A 751-nucleotide genomic window follows, 5' to 3' on the forward strand; every position below is an offset into this window, starting at 1 on the left:
TGCCAAAGCTTGCTCAATATGAAATAACATTACTTGATTGGATGGAAGAACATAAAGGTTCAAGAAAATATGTTGTTTTTGCAAATAAATGTTGGCCATCATTCCAAACACAATTTGGATTTGTACCTTGTTATGTAAATAGTAGGTTAACTGCAATGGGAATCCCTGTATCATGTGAAGTTGATATTTATGGTGCATTAAGTGAATATATAGGAACTTGCATAAGCCAAGATGTTGTAACATTACTTGATATTAATAATACAGTACCAAATGATATGTATGAATCAGAAATTAAAGGAAAATTTGATTATACATTAAAGGACACATTTATGGGATTCCATTGTGGTAACACAGCAGCCTGTAAATTAACAAGTGGTACTATGAAATTCCAAAAAATTATGGCAAGATCCCTAGAACCTAATGTAGAACCAAACATAACTCGCGGAACACTTGAAGGAGATATTGTTCCAGGCGAAATAACATTCTTCCGTTTACAAAGCAATGCAGAAGCAGAATTAACAGCATATGTAGCAGAAGGTGAAGTACTACCAGTTTCAACTCGCTCATTTGGATCTATTGGTGTTTTTGCAATCCCTGAGATGGCAAGATTCTATCGCAATGTGTTAATCGAAAAGAGATATCCACATCATGGCGCAGTTGCATTTGGCCATTATGGAAAAGCAATGTACAATTTATTTAGATACTTAGGTGTCAAAGAATTATCATTTAATCAACCAAAAGGAATGCTTTA

General features: G+C 34.0%; 1 protein-coding gene. It reads left to right on the forward strand.

The features are described from left to right. Positions 1 to 751: L-fucose/L-arabinose isomerase family protein (locus KPL54_RS25840; RefSeq protein WP_375373017.1), on the forward strand; the 751-nt coding region annotated here is incomplete at both ends.

The organism is Clostridium estertheticum, assembly GCF_018861295.1.
Taxonomy (GTDB): Bacteria; Bacillota; Clostridia; order Clostridiales; family Clostridiaceae; genus Clostridium_AD; species Clostridium_AD estertheticum_D.